The following is a 16,592-nucleotide window of genomic DNA, read 5'->3' as shown; positions in this document are numbered from 1 at the left end:
GAGAGGACCCCCGTGGTCGCCGTCGAAGTCATCGAGACCCCGTCGCTCGGCGACCGCAGCTACGTCGCCCACGACGGCGTCGCGGCCGTGGTCGTCGACCCCCAGCGTGACCTCGACCGCGTCGAGGCCGTGCTCGCCGCGCACGGGCTCGCCGTGGCGCTGGTGGTCGAGACCCACGTCCACAACGACTACGTCACCGGCGGGCTCGAGCTCGCGCGGCGCACGGGCGCGCGCTACGCCGTCGCCGCCGACGAGGACGTCGCGTTCGACCGTGTCGCCGTGGCCGACGGCGACGAGCTCACCGCGGGCAGCCTGACCGTGCGCGTGCGCGCCACCCCCGGCCACACCGACACCCACCTCGCGTACGTGGTCGACGGCGCCGACGACGAGCCGCCCGCCGTGTTCACCGGCGGGTCGCTGCTGTTCGGGACGGTCGGGCGCACCGACCTCGTCGACCCGGACCGCACCGACGAGCTCACCCGCGCGCAGTACCGCTCGGCGCGGTCGCTGGCCGCGGACCTCGAGGAGCGGGCCAGGATCTTCCCGACCCACGGCTTCGGCAGCTTCTGCTCGTCGGCGCCGACCTCGGGGGCCACCGAGAGCACGATCGCGCAGGAGCGGGAGGGCAACCTCGCGCTCACCGTCGACGACGAGGACGACTTCGTGCACCGGCTCGCGAGCGGGCTCACCGCGTACCCGTCGTACTACGCGCACGTGTCGCCGGAGAACCTCGCCGGCCCGGGATCGCTGCCGACCGGGGCGGTGGCGCCGGCCAACGCCGAGATCCTGCGGCGGCGGCTCGCCGCGGGGGAGTGGGTGATCGACCTGCGGGCGCGTCGCGCCTACGCCGCCGACCACGTCGCGGGTGCGGTCGGCATCGGGCTCGAGGGGTCGTTCGCCACCTACCTGGGCTGGGTCGTGCCCTGGGGCGCGCCGCTGACGCTGCTCACGGAGAAGCCCGACGACATCGACGAGGCGCGCCGCGAGCTGGCGCGGATCGGGATCGACCACCTCGCAGGTGCCGCCGCCGGGAGCCCCGAGGCGCTGGCGCCGCCGGAGCGCCGGGCCTCGTTCCCGGTCGCCACGTTCGCCGAGCTGGCCGACGCGGGCGAGGACGTGCAGGTGCTCGACGTGCGCCGCGCCGACGAGTTCGCGGGCGAGGCGATCCCGGGCGCGACCAACGTCCCGCTGCACGAGCTGCCCGGCCGCGTCGACGACCTCCCGCCGGCGCCGCTGTGGGTGCACTGCCGGTCGGGCTACCGGGCGGGGATCGCGGCCGGGGTGCTCGCGCGCGCCGGCCGCGACGTCGTGCTGATCGACGACGACTTCGGCGAGGCCTCGCGCCTGGGCCTCACCGCGACTACGTGAGCGAACTTCGGGGCTATAGCCCCAAAGTTCGCTCACATGGAGGCCGGGGTGGATCACAGTCGCTTGGACCCCCGTGCCCCGTTCGTGTAGACCTGCCGCCGTGATCGGGAGGCAGGTGCTGGTGCGTCGGCGTCACGTCGACCTGTGCCGCACCCCGGCGATGGGCTGTCGCCCCGGCCGCTGAGCGTTCCCCGCTCCCGCCCGCCCGTTTCCCGATCCGCCCCGGGCCCCTCGCGGCCCGGTCCTCGCGCACGTCCGCGCGCCCTTCCCGAGAGGTCTCCCGTGCCCCGAGCACTCCGTCCCGTCCTCGTCCTCGTCGCCGCCCTCCTGCTCGCCGTCGGATGCTCCGCGCCCGGCGAGTCGTCCGGGGGCGACGGCCAGACCGTCCGCATCGGCGTCGCCGACGCCGCCGAGAACTACTGGCGCGTCTACGCCGACCGTGCCCGCGCCGAGGGCATCATCGTCGAGTTCGTCAACTTCACCGACTACAACCAGCCCAACCCGGCGCTCGCGCAGGGCCAGCTGGAGCTCAACGAGTTCCAGCACCTGCAGTACCTCGCGAACTACAACGCCAAGAACAACGGCGACCTGGTGCCGATCGGCGCGACCGCTGTCTACCCGCTGCCGCTGTACTCGACGAAGTACCCGACCGTCGACGCCATCCCGGCCGGCGGGCGCATCGCCATCCCGAACGACCCGACCAACCAGGCCCGGGCACTGCTCGTCCTCCAGGCCGCTCGCCTGATCACGCTGCGCGGCGGCGGCAGCGCGAACTCCACGCCCGCCGAGATCGACCAGGCGACCTCGCGCGTCACCGTGGTCCCGATCGACGCGGCGCAGACCGCGGCCAACCTCGCGGGCGTCGACGGCGCCGTGGTCAACAACAACTACGCCACCGCCGCGAACCTGCGCGAGGACCAGGTCCTGTTCAAGGACGACCCGAACAGCCCCTCGTCGCGTCCGTACATCAACGCCTTCGTGGCCCGGGGCGCCGACCGCGACAACCCGACCTACCAGCGCCTGGCCGCGCTGTACCACGACCCGCAGGTCATCGAGGCGGCGCGCGCGGACCTCGGCGCCAGCGGCGTCTTCGTGACGACCCCGGCCGCCGAGCTCCAGGCCGCCGAGCAGCAGCTGCGGCAGGCCGCCACGCAGGCGGGCGGCTGATCCGTGGCGCCGGTGATCAGCTTCCGGGAGGTCGGCAAGACCTTCCCCGGGCCGAAGGGGGCCGGCCCGGTGCGGGCTCTCGACGGGGTCGACCTCGAGATCGAGGAGGGCTCGATCACCGGCGTCATCGGGTGGTCCGGGGCGGGGAAGAGCACGCTCGCGCGGCTCGTCAACGCCCTCGCCCTCCCGACCGAGGGCGAGGTGTGGGTGCGGGGGCACCACACCTCGTCCCTCGGCGAGCGCGGCCTGCGCGAGCTGCGCGGCGAGGTCGGCATGATCTTCCAGCAGTTCGGGCTGCTGTCCTCGCGCACGGTCACGGGCAACGTCGCGTACCCCCTGCGCATCGCGGGGTGGTCCCGCGAGCGCCGCGGCCCGCGGGTCACCGAGCTGCTCGAGTTCGTCGGCCTCGCGGACAAGGCGCGCCAGTACCCGGCGCGCCTGTCGGGCGGGCAGAAGCAGCGGGTCGGGATCGCCCGCGCGCTCGCGACGTCGCCGTCGGTGCTCGTCGCCGACGAGGCCACCAGCGCGCTCGACCCGGAGACGACGCGCGAGGTGCTGGCGCTGCTGCGCCGGGTCAACCGCGAGCTCGGCACGACGATCCTGGTGATCACCCACGAGATGGAGGTCGTCAGCTCGCTGTGCGACCGCGTCGTCGTGATGGCCGACGGCCGGGTCATCGAGGAGGGCACGGTGCACGCGGTGTTCTCCGCGCCGCGCGAGGACGCCACCCGCCGCTTCGTGCAGGGCGCGCTGCGCGACCGCCCCGGGCCGGAGACCGTCGCGCGCCTGCGGCGGCGCTTCCCCGGACGCCTGGTCACCGTCGGCGTCGGCGACGACGGCGAGCAGGAGGCCGTCACCGACGCCCTCGCCGCCCACCGCGACGTGCGGACGGTGATCGTCTACGGCGGGATCTCGGAGCTCGCGGAACGTCCCGTCGGCAGCATCACCTACGCGCTCGAGGGCGACCCGGCCGCCGTCGACGCGCTCGTCGCGGATCTCGCCGCCCACGCCCGCGTGGAGGAACCGGCATGACCGACTGGTCGGTGCTCGGCCCCCAGCTCTGGCTCTCGCTGGCCCAGACCGTCTACATGGTGTTCTGGACGATGGTCATCGCGGGCCTGCTCGGGCTGGCGCTGGGCCTCGGGCTGCACGCCACGCGCCGCGACGGGCTCTTCCCGCAGCCGGTGGTGTTCGGCCTGCTCAACGTGGCCGTCAACATCGTGCGGCCGATCCCCTTCATCATCTTCATCACCGCCGTCGGGCCCCTGACGCTCGCGGTGATGGGGACGACGGTCGGGACGCGCTCGGTGCTCTTCCCGATGGTCGCGATGGCGACCTTCGTCATCGGGCGCATCGTCGAGCAGAACCTGCTCTCGGTGGACCCGGCCGCCGTCGAAGCGGCGCGGGCGAGCGGGGCGGGGCGTCTGCGGATCCTGCTCGGGGTCGTGGTTCCCGAGACGCTGGCGCCCCTGGTGCTCGGCTACACGTTCATCTTCATCGCCGTCGTCGACATGTCGGCGATGGCCGGCTACGTCGGCGGCGGGGGCCTCGGCGACTTCGCGATCAGCTACGGCTACCAGCAGTTCAACTGGCCGGTCACGCTGGTCACCGTCGTGATCATCATCGTGATCGTGCAGGCCGCCCAGGGCGTCGGGAACCTCCTGGCCCGCCGCTTCCTGCGCCGCTGACTCACACAGCCCGTGAGGCCCACGTCGCGAACGGGGTGGTCGGCAGGCCGAGGGCGCGGGCGAACTCGGGGCGCGCGGGCTGCGGGTGCTCGGTGACGAACTGCTGCGAGACCAGGTAGTGCTCCGGCGCGCCCCACTCCCGGGCCTGCTCGACGGACGCGGGCAGGGTGATCTCGCCGCCCCACACCTCGCTCAGGGTGCGCGCCGCCTCCCGGAAGCTCAGCATCTCGCCGGCCAGCTCGAGCTCGACGCGGTCGAACCGCTCGGGCGCGAGCACCGCCGCCGCGCCGGCCGACCCGATGTCCTCGGTCGCGACGAAGGGCTGCGGCGCGTCGGGGTCGGTGACGACGAGCAGGCGGTCGGAGGTGCCGTCGGCGAAGTAGAACGACGGGCGCACGAAGTTCTCCATGAACGTCGCAGGCCGCAGGATCGTCCAGCGTTCGACACCGGCGTCGCGCACGGCCTGCTCGGCGGCGGCCTTGCTGCGCCAGTAGTGGGCCATGTGCGCCCCGAACCGCTCCTCGTCCACCGGCTCGGTGCCCCCGGCGCCCGACACCGAGGTGTGCACGATCTGCCCGACGCCGGCCTTGGCGGCCGCCGCGGCGGTGTTGCGGGCGTGGCGCATCTCGCGGTCGCCCAGCAGGTCCTCGAGGTCGGGCATCTGCACCGAGAAGACGCTTCGCGCACCGTCGAACGCCGCCACCAGCGACTCCGGGTCGTCGAGGTCGCCGCGCACGAGCGTCGCGCCGCGGGCGGCGAGGTCGGCGGCGCGGGGGGCGCCGGGATCGCGGACCAGCGCGTGCACCGGCACTCCGGCGTCGAGCAGGGCCCGCGCGACGGCACCGCCCTGTCGACCCGTCGCTCCCGTGACCAGCACGAACTCGCTCATCAGCACGTCCTCCGTGAAGTGGGGTGGTCCTCCGCTTGGTGTGGCCTACGATATGGGGTGGTACCCCGGTTGTCGAGCAGGGGAGGGTCCGGGACATGCGTGCTGACGGCCGGCGCAACCGCGAGCAGATCCTCGCCGCGGCGCGCCACCTCGTCGGCTGCGACGGCGCCCAGGCCTCGCTCGAGGCGATCGCGCGACGGGCGTGCGTCGGCTCCGCGACGCTGCACCGGCACTTCCCCTCGCGGCGCGCGCTGCTCGACGCGGTGTTCCACGACGGCGTGGTGCGCCTGTGCGAGCGGGCCGAGGCGCTCGACGGGGACCCGGGGGCCGATCTTGAGGCGTGGCTCGAGGAGCTCGCCGCCTACTCGGCGACCACGAAGGGCGTCACGGACGCGCTGCTCGCCGGTCCGGACGGGCACATCGACGAGCGCGACACGTGCCACGGGCTCATCGGGGACGCGGCGGCGCGCCTGGTGGACCGGGCGAAGGACGCGGGCGTCCTGCGCGACGGCGTCGCCACCGACGACGTGCTCGCCCTGGCGTGCTCGCTGTCGACGGTGACCGCCGATCCCGACGCCGCGCGCCGTCTCGTGCGCCTCGCATTCGGGGGTGTGCGGGCTCCGCACCGTGAGTGATCCGGGGCCGTGAGTGATCGCCGTCGCACCGATCGCGCGGCAGCCCTGCTGAGCCCTTGGCCTGCGCCGACGGTTCCGCTAGGAATCTCGGTGTGAGCCGTCGGGGGGTGCTGGTGCGTCGACGTCATGTCGACCTGTGCCGCGTCTCCGTCATGGGCTGTCGCCCCGGGGCCTGAGCCCTCTCCACCCCCGGCGTCAGCGGCAGGCCCTCGCCGCGGCCGGTTCTTCTCGATCACTGATCACACACATCTGGAGTGTCCGATGACCACCCCGACCGTGAACAACAACGTCAACAGCGACGCCCTGCTGCAGGCCCGCGACGCGCTCAAGGAGGCCCCGCAGGCCGCCGAGTTCGTCTGGAAGGTCAGCTCCGAGTGGAAGGACGGCACCTACTCGCAGCAGACCATCGAGCACTTCTCGGGTCTCGGCGCCGACCAGCAGCACAAGCAGGCCTTCGTCCTCGAGGGCGACCACCCGGAGGTCTTCGCCTCCGAGGACCGCGGCCCCACGCCGGTCGAGACCGTGCTCGCCGGCCTCGCCGGCTGCCTCACGGCCGGTGTCGCCGCCGTGGCCCAGAACCGCGGCATCCAGCTGCACTCGGTCAAGGCGACCGTCGAGGGCAACCACAACGTGCTCGGCATCCTCGGCGGCGACCCCGAGGTCCGCAACGGCTTCAACGACGTCAACGTGCACTTCGACATCGACGCCGACGCGAGCCCCGAGGACATCGCCGCGCTCGTCGCCCAGTCGCAGAAGCGCTCCGCGGTGTTCGACGCGCTGGCCAACCCGACGAACGTGAACGTCAGCGTGGGCTGACCGGCTCCGGAGCAGCGTTCCTCGGCGGCGTCGACCGGCCCGCGAGGTGACCGACCAGGTGGTCGGCCAGCTCGGCGGTGTCCTGGCCGGCGCCGCCGATGTACGTCGAGCGCCGGCGACGCAGCAGGCTCGACCCGAGCACGTAGACGCCCGGCGCCCCGGCGACGACGCCGCCGTCGTGCTGCAGGCGGCCTTTGTAGTCGAGCACCGGGAGCGCGAGCCACGAGTGGTCCGGGCGGTAGCCGGTGGCCCAGAGGACGGTCCGGATGCCCTCGCGCGCCAGGTCGATCTCGATCCGGGGGGACGCGTCGACGGTGGTGGGCTCCGGCCGGTGGGGATCGCCGAGGTCGCCGGGCCCTTCTTCGGCGGCCCACGTGTCGTAGCGCTCGAGGAGCCGGTTGAGCTTGAGGTCCGCGAGCCGCACGGTGTTGGCGAGCCCGCCCGAGAACTGGGCGCGACCGTCGCGCAGGCGCCCGAGCTTGCCGACCACCCGCACCCCGCGCTGCTGCAGCGTGGCCAGGTCGATGTCGCCGTGACCCGGGCTGCCCACGAGCTGGGGTGACGGGGTGTGGCGCGCGCGGATGATGTCGTCGACCTCGTCGTAGCGCTCGTCGAGGACCCCGACCCGCTCCATCCACCAGAAGGCGTCGCGGCCGCGGTAGGTGCGCGGCATGCGGACGTGCTCGCCGGTGGCGATCGTGATCGACCGGCCGGAGCGCGCGAGCTCGTCGGCGAGCTGCACGCCGCTGGCCGACGCGCCGACCACCAGGACACCGCCGTCGGGCACGTCGTCGGGGGAGCGGTAGCGGGCGGTGGTGATCGACGTGACGTCGTCGGGCACGCCCTCGGCCGCGGCCGGCAGCGCGGCGACGTTGTTGCTGCCGCTCGCGAGCACGACGGTGTCGCAGGTCCAGGTGCCGCGGTCGGTGGTGACCTCGTAACCGGTGTCGGTCGCTCCCACGCGGGTCACGGTGGTACCGGTGTGCAGGGGCGCCGCGACCGTCGCCGCGTAGCCGTCGAGGTAGGACACGAGCTCGGGGACCGTGAGGAAGCCGTCGGGGTCGGTGTCGGCGGGGCCGTCGTCGCCGGGGAGCCCGAGGTGCCAGGTCGGGGTCAGCAGGCGCAGCGAGTCCCAGCGTTCGGTGCGCCAGGAGTTGGCCACCTCGCCGCGCTCGAGGACGACGTGGTCGATCGACCGGTCGGTGAGCTGGCGGCTCATCGCGAGCCCGGCGTGACCTGCGCCGATGATGACGGTCGTGACGTGCACGGCGTTCAACCTAGCCCGCCCATGTGAGCGAACTTCGGTGCTATAGCACCAAAGTTCGCTCACATGGGACGTGCATCACGCCTCCACGCTCACTGCGGCGACGGTGGTGGGGGAGGGCTGCAGGCCCAGGTGCTCGCGCAGTGTCGTGCCCTCGTACTCGGTGCGGAACGAGCCCTTCTCCTGCAGCAACGGCACCACCTTGTCGGCGAACACGTCCATGCCGCCCGGGGTGATGTGCGGGACGAGCACGAAGCCGTCCGAGGCGTCGGACTGCACGAAGTGGTCGATCGTGTCCGCGACGCGCTGGGGCGTGCCGACGAACGTGTGCCGCCCGTTCTTGGCGATGACGACCTCGCGCAGCGACAGGCCCTCGCGCTCGCCGAGCTCGCGCCACTCGTTCGCCACCGCGACCGGGTCCTTGTACATCCGCACGCTCGCGCGGCCCTTGGAGATGTGCGAGCCCGAGTCGACGTCGTCGTCGGTCTTCGGGTCGAACGACGGCACCGGGCCGTCGGGGTCGACGTCGGAGAGGTCGCGGTTCCAGATCTGCTCGGCGAACGCGATCGCCGTCGCCGGCCCGACCTGCTGGTACTGCACCTGGCGCGCGTTCTCGGCCGCCTCCTCCTCGGTGTCGCCCAGAACGAACGTCGCCGCCGGCAGGATCTTGAGGTCCTCGGGACGTCGGCCGAACTTCGCGAGCCGGCCCTTCACGTCGGCGTAGAACGCCTGGCCGGCCTCGAGCTCGCCGTGGCGGGTGAAGATCGCGTCGGCGCTGGACGCGGCGAACTCGCGGCCCTCCTCGGAGTCGCCGGCCTGGATGATCACCGGCCGGCCCTGGGGGCTGCGCGGCACCGGGAAGCGCCCGGAGATGTCGAACTGGTCGGAGCGGATCGCGAACCGCCCCGCGTCCCCGTGCCGCAGGAACTGCCCGGACCCGGCGTCGGCGACGACCTCGTCGGCGGGCCACGAGTCCCACAGCGCCTGCGCGGTCGAGAGCATCTCCTGGGCGCGCAGATAGCGCTTGTCCTTGGGCAGGTAGCCGCCGCGGCGGAAGTTCTCGCCGGTGAACTCGTCCCAGCTGGTGACGACGTTCCACGCGGCGCGCCCGCCGGAGAGGTGGTCGAGCGTCGCGAGCTTGCGGGCGACGTCGAGCGGCTCGTTGAACGTCGAGTTCACGGTGCCGGCCAGGCCGATCCGGTCGGTGATCGCGGCCAGGGCCTGGAGGATCGCGACGTTGTCGGGGCGGCCCATGACGTCGAGGTCGTAGATGCGCCCGCCCTGCTCGCGCAGGCGCAGCCCCTCGGCGAGGAAGAGGAAGTCGAACTTGGCGCGCTCGGCGGTCTGCGCGAAGTGGCGGAACGACTCGAACTCGATGTGGCTGCCCGACGCCGGGTCGCTCCAGACCGTCGTGTTGTTGACACCGGGGAAGTGGGCGGCGAGGTGGATCTGCTTCTTGGGCACGGTCGCTCCTCAGGCGCGGGCGTAGCGGTCGGCGGGACGCGCGAGGCCGAAGTGGCCCCGCAGCGTGTCGGCGTCGTAGGCGGTGCGGAACAGGCCCCGGCGCTGCAGCTCGGGGACGAGCTCGCGGGTGATGCGGGGCAGGTCGTGCGCGGTGACGGACGGGCGCAGCCGGGCGCCCGCGAGCCCCGTGCCGTGCCAGGACTCGAGGACGTCGGCGACGTCGGTGGCGGTGCCGGTGAGGATGCGCGCGTCGCTGCGCAGCTCGCCGCCGTCGGTCTCGTCGAGGCGGGCCAGGCGCGCGCGGGCGGCGTCGGCGCTGTCGTCGAGCACGACCAGCAGGTCGCCGAGGACGTGCAGCGGGTCCCCGGTGCGGCCGACGGCGGCCTCCTCGTCGCGGACCTGCCGCAGGATCGCCTCCGCGTCGCCGGTCGGCCCGTCGCGGCCCACACCGCCGGGGGTGACGAAGACGAGGTCGGCACCGCGGGCGGCGAGCCGGTAGGCGACGTCGACGTGGGCGAGCGCGGTCACCAGCGGCTGGCCCTGCGGGGGGCGCGGCGTGATCGACGGGCCGCGCACCGAGAACTGCGCACCCTCGAAGTCGATGTAGTGCAGCCTCTCGCGGTCGACGAACCGCCCGGTGGCGGCGTCGCGGATCTCGGCGTCGTCCTCCCACGAGTCCCAGAGCCGGCGCTGCACCTCGATGTGGTCGGCGGCCTCGTCGAACAGGCCCTCGCGGCTCTCGGCGCCGTACTCGCGGCGCCCGAACAGCGCGTACTCGTCCTCGCGCGACGAGACCCGCACCCGCACGCCCGCGCGTCCGGTCGTGACGTAGTCGAGCGTCGCGATCTCGGTGGAGACGTGGAACGGCTCGGTGTGGGTGGTGACGACCGTCGGCACCAGCCCGATGCGGCTCGTCACCGGGCCGACGCGCAGGGCGACGAGCTGGGCGTCGAGGTTGCCCTGGGCGCGGTCGGCGCGGTCGGTGGCCAGGGCGAACGAGTCCTCGAACGTGACGAGGTCGAGCAGGCCCGCCTCGGCCTCGCGGACCTGGTCGACCCAGAAGCCGCCGGTGAACAGCTCGTCGGCGCGCGCGCCGGGCTCGCGCCACGACGCGGGGTGCCAGCCGGTGCCGTCGAGGGCGACGGCGAGGTGCAGTGGTGCCTGCTGGGTCATGGTCCTCCTGTCGTCAGGTCCGCGCGGGGACGTCGCTCGGGACCGTCAGGGCCGTGAAGTCGGGGCGGGCGCGCAGCCGGAAGCCGAGCGTCTCGTAGAGCCGGATCGCGCTGGTGTTGTCGCCTGCGGCGTGCAGGAACGGCACCTCGCCGCGGGCCCGGATGCCGGCGGCGACGGCCAGGACCAGCCGCGTCGCGAGACCCCGACCGCGGTGCGCCTCGTCGGTGCAGACCGCGCTGATCTCGGTGTACCCGGGCGGGTGCAGGCGCTCACCGGCCATGGCGACGAGCACGCCGTCCTCGACCACACCGAGGTAGGTGCCCATCGCGATGGTGCGCGGCAGGAAGGGGCCGGGCTTCGTGCGGGCGACGAGCTCGCTCATCGCGGGGATGTCGTCGGGCCCGAGGCGCACGAGGTCGGGGTCGTCGCGGCCGGTCACGGCGTCGCCGACGAGCTGGACGCCGGCCACGGAGCGGAGGACCTCGAGGCCGACCGGCTCCAGGACGCCGAACGCCGGGACGACGGTCCGGTGGCCGGGCCCGACCAGCGCGGCGGCGTCCTCCCACTCGGCGGCGCCGTGCGGCTCGGCGAGGAACGGGGCGACGTCCGGGTCGTAGCGCACCGCGTCCCCGAGGCCCTGCGCGAGGTGCGCGTGCGCGCCGAGCAGCGACGCGCGGACCGGCTCGTCGAGTGCGGATGCCACCCCTGGCACAACCGCCCCCGCCGCGGGCCCATTCCGCTCACGGCACGCTCACGGCACCCGACGGTGTGACCGACGCGACCCGGGCCGCGGTTCCCGGCCGCGTGAGGCTGCCGTGAAGCGGCGGAGGTGGTCGGGTACCGCCATGACCGCTGCACCGGGTGCGCCGGACGCCTCGGACACCGAGGTCGGCGCCGAGGAGGGCCGGCTCCGGCGCCGGCTGGGCGTCGGCGGGCTCACCGCGATCGGGTTCTCCAACATCGTCGGTTCCGGCTGGCTGTTCGCCGCGCTCTACGCCGCGCAGATCGCGGGACCCGCCGCGATCCTCGCGTGGGTCGCCGCCGGGCTGCTGTGCGCGCTGGTGGCGCTGGTGATGGTCGAGCTCGGTGCGACGCGGCCGGAGGGCGGCGGCACCGTGCGCTGGCCGCTCTACGCCAGCGGACGGCTGACCGGCACCGTCATCGGCGTCTCGGTGCTGCTCGCCGTCGGGGCGACGAGCGCCGAGCTGACCGCGATCGTGCAGTACGCCGGCTACTACCTGCCCTGGCTCTACAGCGATGACGAGCTCACCGGCTGGGGCGTCGTCGCGGCGCTGCTGCTCTCGGTCGTGCTCACCGCGCTGAACTGGTTCGGCGTGCGGCTCTTCGGCACACTCAACACCGCGGTGACGGTCGTGAAGGTCGTCATCCCGGTGCTGACCGTCGTCCTGCTCGTCGCGTCGGGGTTCGACGGCGGACACCTCACCGACCACGGCGGCTTCGCGCCGTACGGCTACGGCGCCGTGCTGACGGCCCTCGCCGGCGGCGGGATCGTCTACTCGGTCAACGGGTTCCAGGCCCCCGTCGACTTCTCCGGCGAGGCCCGCAACCCGCGGCGCACGATCCCGCTCGCCGTCCTCGGCAGCATCGCCGCGGCCGTGCTGCTCTACCTCGGCCTGCAGGTCGCGTTCCTCGGCGCGGTCCCGGACTCGGCGCTGGTGAACGGCTGGTCCGGGGTGAACTTCGAGTCGCCGTTCGGCGAGCTCGCGGTCGCGCTGAACCTCGGCTTCCTCGCCGCGCTGCTCTACGCCGACGCCGTCATCTCGCCCGGGGGTTCGGCCTACGTCGGCGTCGCGGTCAACGCCCGGCACACCTACGCGCTCGCGAAGAACCGGCTGCTGCCGCGCGCGCTCATGCGCGTGCACCCCGGCTCCGGCGTGCCGCGGCGGGCGATGGCGCTGAACCTGGCGGTGATGGTGGTGTTCCTGCTCCCGTTCCGGGGCTGGCAGGACATCGTCTCCGTGATGGGCACGATGTACCTGCTGCTCTACCTCGCCGCCGCCGTGGCCGCCGAGGTGTTCCGGCGCCGCGAGCCCGACCGGCTCTCCGGCTGGGTCCCGGGCCTGCGCTGGATCGCGCCGATCGCGTTCCTGTTCTCCACCGAGTTCATCTACTGGTCGGGGTGGGAGGACCTCCGCCTCGCGCTGCCCCTGGTGCTGCTCGGCGTCCCGCTGTTCGCGCTGCTGTGGCGCACCGACCGCATCGGCTCGCTGACCGGCGAGCTGCGCCGCGGGGCCTGGCTCGTCGCCCACCTGCTGGTGCTGCTCCTGCTGTCCGGGCTCGGCAGCTTCGACGGCGCCGACGTGCTGCCCGCGCCGTGGGACTCCCTGCTCGTCGGGGCCTGGGCGCTCGCGATCTTCCCGATCGCGGTGCGGTCGGGGGTCAGGGAGACATCCCCCGCAGCGTCGTAGCGATCAGGCGGTCCGCGGCCTCCGCGCCCTGCTGCTCACGGGTCCACGCCGCGGCGTTCATCAGCGTGACGACGTCGTCGACGGTGACGTCCGCGCGCAGGTCCGCGGCGCCCACCGTGCGCTCGGTGATCGCCGCCATCCGCGCGCAGTCCGCCGCGAGGCGGTCGCCCGCCTCGTCGGGGGCGTGCAGGTCCGACGCGATCAGCTCGGCGAGCCCCCGGTAGGTCGCGGCGTGCTCGGCGACCCACCGCAGCCAGGTCGCGAGGTCGACACCCTCGGCACGCGCGAACAGGGCGTCGTGCCGCTCGGCCAGCAGCGCGCCGACGAGCGCGCGGCGGGTGGGGAAGTGCTTGTAGAGCGTGCCGATGGCCACGCCGGCCCCGGCGGCGACGGCCGAGAGCGACGCCCCGGCACCGTCGGCCGCGAAGGCGTCGTCGGCCGCGGCCAGCAGCGCGGCGCGGTTGCGGGTGGCGTCCGCGCGGGGCCGCCGCGTGGGTGTCGACAAGGTGAGTACCCCTCATGTTAGTTTCCCGAGGCACTCTCACTTTAAGGGGGATGACATGATCGTGGTGCTCGGCGCCGCGTCGGCGTGGTCCCGCTGCCGCCCGACGAGGTCGTCGCGTTCCTCGTCGACCGGGGACTCTCCGCGACGTTTGCGCAGGACGTCGCCGAGCTCTCCCGCGGCGCGGCGGCCGGCGAGCTCGCCGAGCTCACCGACGCCGTGGAGCGCCTGACGGGCCGCCCACCGCGTGACATCACCGACTTCGTCGCCGAGCACGCCGACGACCTGCGCCGCGTGGTGCCGCAGCCGGTGTGACGCGGTCAGGCTTGCGGCGGCGGCCGCGCCCCGTGCTAACTTCCCCGACCAGGTCACGAGTACCAGCGCCAAGCCCCGGCTCGCTGGTCGGCAACCCTCCTCCGCGGCGGGGTGCTCCGGGTGATGACCAGGCCGACGCGACACCCGCCGTCGGCAAGCGCGGACCCGCCGACCGTCGGGTCCCCGACGGTCCGGAGACCCGTCATGACGGCTGTCCTTACTGCGCCGACTGCAGCCCTGCCCGCCACCGTGGGCGCCGACCTCGAGGTCCCGCTCGTCGACGGGCGCCGCGTGCGCCACGTCGACCTCGACGCCGCCGCCAGCGCCCCGCCGCTGCAGGCCGTCGCCGACCACGTCGTCGAGGTCCTGCCCTACTACGCCAGCGTGCACCGCGGCGCCGGCTACACCTCGCGCGTCTGCACCTCGCTGCTCGAGTCGGCGCGCGAGACGGTGGGGCGCTTTCTCGGCGCCCGCGAGGACGACGTCGTCGTCTTCACCCGCAACACCACCGACGCCCTCGCGCTGCTCGCCCGCGCCGTGCCCGGTCCGGTGCTGACGCTCGACCTCGAGCACCACGCGACGCTGCTGGCCTGGCGCCACACCGAGCACCGGGTGGTCACCGCGGGCGACACGGTCGCGGCGACCCTCGACGCCCTCCGGGAGCACGTCGGTGGGCACGCGCTCGTCGCCGTCACCGGCGCCTCCAACGTCACCGGCGAGACGCTGCCGCTGCGCGAGATCGCCGACCTCGCCCACGCCGCCGGCGCCCGGGTCGCCGTCGACGCCGCGCAGCTCGCCCCGCACCGCCGGGTGGACCTCGCCGCGCTCGGCGTCGACTACGTCGCGCTGTCGGGGCACAAGCTCTACGCCCCGTACGGCGCGGGCGTGCTCGTCGGGCGCCGCGACTGGCTCGACGCCGCGCCGGCGCACCTCGCGGGTGGCGGCGCGGTGCGCGCGGTCTCGGTGACCGGCGACGTCACCGGAACCGACTGGCTCCCCGCACCCCAGCGCCACGAGGGCGGCACCCCGAACATGCTCGGTGCCGCCGCGCTGGCCGCCGCGTGCCGCGCGCTCGAGCCCGTGATCGACACCGTGCTGCCCGAGCACGAACGAGAGCTCGCAGAACGGCTACGCCGAGGTCTCGCCGGCATCCCCGGTGTTCGCACGCTGGACGCCTTCTCCGACGCGCCCGACCGGGTCGCCGTCGTCACCCTCGAGGTCGGCCCCGACGGTGGGGGCCTGCCCGCGGGCCTCGTCGCCGCGGCGCTCTCGGCCGAGCACGGCATCGGCGTGCGCGACGGCCGCTTCTGCGCGCACCCGCTGCTCGCCCGGCTCACCGGCGGCCGCGACGCGGTGCGCGCGAGCCTCGGGCTGGCCACCACCGCCGAGGACGTCGACCGCTTCGTCGCCGCGATCGCGACGATCGTCGCCCACGGCCCGGCGTGGACCTACGCCCTGCGCGACGGGCGCTGGGTGCCGACGCCCGATCCCCGCGACCTCGACCCCTTCCGGCTCGGCGACCACGCCGACCCGGCCGGTTGCGGGCGGTGACACTTCCGCTTGCCGGGGCGGGGGTCGCCCGGTAGGCAGAGGTCGTGACCGCGGTCCCGACATCCTTCGCCGGCACCCACCGCCGTCACGTGGACCTCGTGCGCACGGCGAGCGCGACGTGTCCGGGGACGTTCGACGTCCCCCGACCCGCTCGCTCCGCCGGAGGTCCCCCGTGCACCCGTCCCACGACCTGACCATCCCGCTCTCGGTCCTCGACCTCTCGCCGGTCCCGCCCGGCGGCACCGGGGCCGACGGCCTGCGCGACAGCGTCGCGCTGGCGCAGGCCGCCGAGGCCGCCGGCTACCGGCGCTACTGGGTCGCCGAGCACCACCTGACCCCGGGCGTCGCATCGGCGTCGACGCCGGTGCTCGCCGGGCTCATCGCGGGGGCGACCCGGACGATCCGCGTCGGCTCGGGCGCGGTGCAGATGCCGATGACGCCGCCGCTGCAGGTCGCCGAGCAGTTCGGCACCGTCGCCGCGATCCACCCCGGCCGCGTCGACCTCGGGCTCGGGCGCTTCGACATCCACAAGATCCTGACGATGATCAGCGAGCGGGCGAAGCCGGCGGGGGAGGTGCCGCCCCCGCCGCCGTCGAAGTGGGTCGACGGCCTGCTCCTGCCCAGCCCCGGGCGCGTGCCCGGCGTCGACCTGTCCGGGTTCGCCGTCCTCGGCGAGCGCATGGGCATCAGCGGCGACGACCCTGCGCCCGACCACCGCGCGCAGGTCCGCGAGATCCTCTCCTACCTCGAGGGCACCGCGACCCGCGACGACGGCACCCCGCTGCACGCCCCGGCCGCGGAGGGCGCCGACCTGGAGTTCTGGATGCTCGGCTCCAGCCCGGGCGTGAGCGCGCAGACCGCGGGCGAGCTCGGCCTGCCGTTCGCCGTCAACTACCACACGATCCCCACCACGGTGCTCGACACCGTCGACGCCTACCGCGCCGCCTTCACGCCGTCGGCGCACCGCGACCGCCCGTACGTCATGGTCTCCGCCGACGTCGTGGTCGCGCCCACCGACGAGGCGGCGGACGAGCTCGCCGCGCCCTACGGGCAGTGGGTGCTCGACATCCGCACCGGCCGCGGCGCGCAGCCCTACGTGACGCCGGAGCAGGCGCGGGCGCGGCCGTGGAGCGAGGACGAGCGCGCCGGGGTCGCCGACCGCGTCGACACCCAGTTCGTCGGCGCGCCCGCCACCGTCGTCGCCGGCCTGGAGACGCTGGTGAAGGCCACCGGCGCCGACGAGCTGCTCGTCACGACCATCACCACCGACCACGCCGACCGCGTGCGCAGCCACGAGCTGCTCGCCGAGGCGTGGGCGGCGCGGTGAGTCG

At 74.3% G+C, this 16,592-nt stretch carries 17 protein-coding genes and 1 riboswitch; of the genes, 11 read left to right on the top strand and 6 right to left on the bottom strand.

What is annotated here, in order from left to right:
* The first annotated feature begins 12 nt into the window (after nt 1-12).
* From WCD41_RS25600 to WCD41_RS25585, 4 genes are all read left to right on the top strand, one after another.
* Nucleotides 13-1,368 carry a rhodanese-like domain-containing protein gene (locus WCD41_RS25600; RefSeq protein ID WP_337717840.1) on the top strand — a complete coding sequence of 452 codons (1,356 nt, stop codon included), beginning with the start codon at nt 13-15 and terminating at the stop codon, nt 1,366-1,368.
* A gap of 282 nt (nt 1,369-1,650) precedes the next feature.
* Nucleotides 1,651-2,535, top strand: coding sequence for a MetQ/NlpA family ABC transporter substrate-binding protein (locus tag WCD41_RS25595; protein ID WP_337717838.1), 885 nt, complete (start codon nt 1,651-1,653; stop codon nt 2,533-2,535).
* Nucleotides 2,536-2,547: 12 nt separating this feature from the next.
* Nucleotides 2,548-3,567: a methionine ABC transporter ATP-binding protein gene (locus tag WCD41_RS25590; protein ID WP_337717836.1), complete on the top strand. Its 1,020-nt coding sequence runs from the start codon at nt 2,548-2,550 to the stop codon at nt 3,565-3,567.
* The gene (locus WCD41_RS25585) at nt 3,564-4,223 is read left to right on the top strand and encodes a methionine ABC transporter permease (protein WP_337702370.1); all 660 of its coding nucleotides are present in this window, start codon (nt 3,564-3,566) and stop codon (nt 4,221-4,223) included. The genes WCD41_RS25590 and WCD41_RS25585 overlap by 4 nt, the downstream gene beginning before the upstream one ends.
* Before the next feature lies 1 nt (nt 4,224).
* Here the strand turns inward: WCD41_RS25585 and WCD41_RS25580 are convergent, their stop codons facing one another.
* Complete coding sequence (locus tag WCD41_RS25580) at nt 4,225-5,112, bottom strand: NmrA/HSCARG family protein (RefSeq protein WP_337717834.1); 888 nt, start codon at nt 5,110-5,112, stop codon at nt 4,225-4,227.
* Nucleotides 5,113-5,207: 95 nt separating this feature from the next.
* On the opposite strand from WCD41_RS25580, the gene WCD41_RS25575 reads away from it, so the two are divergent.
* Both WCD41_RS25575 and WCD41_RS25570 read left to right on the top strand, forming a co-directional pair.
* Nucleotides 5,208-5,747: a TetR/AcrR family transcriptional regulator gene (locus WCD41_RS25575; RefSeq protein WP_337717832.1), complete on the top strand. Its 540-nt coding sequence runs from the start codon at nt 5,208-5,210 to the stop codon at nt 5,745-5,747.
* 261 nt (nt 5,748-6,008) lie between these two features.
* On the top strand, nt 6,009-6,563 hold the full coding sequence (locus tag WCD41_RS25570) for an OsmC family protein (RefSeq protein ID WP_337717830.1): 555 nt from the start codon (nt 6,009-6,011) through the stop codon (nt 6,561-6,563).
* Here the strand turns inward: WCD41_RS25570 and WCD41_RS25565 are convergent.
* The 4 genes from WCD41_RS25565 to WCD41_RS25550 form a co-directional block, all read right to left on the bottom strand.
* Nucleotides 6,550-7,830: a flavin-containing monooxygenase gene (locus WCD41_RS25565; RefSeq protein WP_337717828.1), complete on the bottom strand. Its 1,281-nt coding sequence runs from the start codon at nt 7,828-7,830 to the stop codon at nt 6,550-6,552. The genes WCD41_RS25570 and WCD41_RS25565 overlap by 14 nt on opposite strands.
* Nucleotides 7,831-7,905: 75 nt before the next feature.
* Nucleotides 7,906-9,291 carry an NtaA/DmoA family FMN-dependent monooxygenase gene (locus WCD41_RS25560; protein ID WP_337717826.1) on the bottom strand — a complete coding sequence of 462 codons (1,386 nt, stop codon included), beginning with the start codon at nt 9,289-9,291 and terminating at the stop codon, nt 7,906-7,908.
* Nucleotides 9,292-9,300: 9 nt separating this feature from the next.
* A complete protein-coding gene (locus WCD41_RS25555; protein ID WP_337717824.1) occupies nt 9,301-10,464 on the bottom strand; it encodes an LLM class flavin-dependent oxidoreductase in 1,164 nt (387 codons plus the stop codon).
* A gap of 13 nt (nt 10,465-10,477) precedes the next feature.
* Complete coding sequence (locus tag WCD41_RS25550; protein WP_337717822.1) at nt 10,478-11,167, bottom strand: GNAT family N-acetyltransferase; 690 nt, start codon at nt 11,165-11,167, stop codon at nt 10,478-10,480.
* Between the two features lie 142 nt (nt 11,168-11,309).
* On the opposite strand from WCD41_RS25550, the gene WCD41_RS25545 reads away from it, so the two are divergent.
* A complete protein-coding gene (locus WCD41_RS25545; RefSeq protein ID WP_337717820.1) occupies nt 11,310-12,893 on the top strand; it encodes an APC family permease in 1,584 nt (527 codons plus the stop codon).
* On the opposite strand, the gene WCD41_RS25540 is transcribed toward WCD41_RS25545, so the two are convergent.
* On the bottom strand, nt 12,865-13,398 hold the full coding sequence (locus tag WCD41_RS25540; protein WP_337702387.1) for a TetR/AcrR family transcriptional regulator: 534 nt from the start codon (nt 13,396-13,398) through the stop codon (nt 12,865-12,867). The two genes, WCD41_RS25545 and WCD41_RS25540, sit on opposite strands and share 29 nt — an antisense overlap.
* An 84-nt stretch (nt 13,399-13,482) precedes the next feature.
* Between WCD41_RS25540 and WCD41_RS25535 the strand changes: the two genes are divergently transcribed.
* The 4 genes from WCD41_RS25535 (at nt 13,483) to WCD41_RS25525 (ending at nt 16,588) form a co-directional block, all read left to right on the top strand.
* The gene (locus WCD41_RS25535) at nt 13,483-13,710 is read left to right on the top strand and encodes a hypothetical protein (RefSeq protein ID WP_337717818.1); all 228 of its coding nucleotides are present in this window, start codon (nt 13,483-13,485) and stop codon (nt 13,708-13,710) included.
* Between the two features lie 51 nt (nt 13,711-13,761).
* Nucleotides 13,762-13,876, top strand: a riboswitch (SAM riboswitch).
* 38 nt (nt 13,877-13,914) lie between these two features.
* A complete protein-coding gene (locus tag WCD41_RS25530) occupies nt 13,915-15,261 on the top strand; it encodes an aminotransferase class V-fold PLP-dependent enzyme (protein ID WP_337717816.1) in 1,347 nt (448 codons plus the stop codon).
* Nucleotides 15,262-15,305: 44 nt separating this feature from the next.
* Nucleotides 15,306-15,455 (top strand): putative leader peptide, encoded by a 150-nt coding sequence (locus WCD41_RS31195; protein ID WP_373695196.1) that lies wholly within the window; start codon nt 15,306-15,308, stop codon nt 15,453-15,455.
* The gene (locus WCD41_RS25525) at nt 15,434-16,588 is read left to right on the top strand and encodes an LLM class flavin-dependent oxidoreductase (protein WP_337717814.1); all 1,155 of its coding nucleotides are present in this window, start codon (nt 15,434-15,436) and stop codon (nt 16,586-16,588) included. Before WCD41_RS31195 ends, WCD41_RS25525 begins: the two co-directional genes overlap by 22 nt.
* Nucleotides 16,589-16,592: the final 4 nt, after the last annotated feature.

This window comes from Actinomycetospora aeridis (assembly GCF_037400275.1).
GTDB classification, from domain to species: domain Bacteria; phylum Actinomycetota; class Actinomycetes; order Mycobacteriales; family Pseudonocardiaceae; genus Actinomycetospora; species Actinomycetospora aeridis.
This window is presented reverse-complemented; position numbering and strand designations above follow the sequence as displayed.